1 pseudogene is annotated in these 259 nt (G+C 63.7%); it reads right to left on the reverse strand.

Going from position 1 to position 259, the window contains the following annotated elements:
* Window positions 1-259, reverse strand: a pseudogene (locus MXD62_RS08985) (EamA/RhaT family transporter); the annotation flags it as partial.

A 259-nucleotide genomic window follows, 5' to 3' on the forward strand; every position in this document is an offset into this window, starting at 1 on the left:
GATCAATACCGGAACGGCGAGCACCAGTGCCCAACTGATTACCTGCCAGCCGCCCAGCTCACGCGCCAGCTTTCCCCCTTCCGCATATCCAAGGGCTGCGGCAGCAACCGCCCCCAAGAGCGCAACGTCAGCCAACTGCAGTTCCCCCACACCGCTTTCCAGCGCATAGGCGAGCACAACCAGACATCCGACGATACTGGCCGCCCAAAATTTTTTCGTCGGCCGCTCCCCTGCCCGCAGCGCGGCAAACCCGGCAGTG

It is taken from the genome of Frankia sp. Mgl5 (genome assembly GCF_023242985.1).
Taxonomy (GTDB): domain Bacteria; phylum Actinomycetota; class Actinomycetes; order Frankiales; family Frankiaceae; genus Parafrankia; species Parafrankia soli.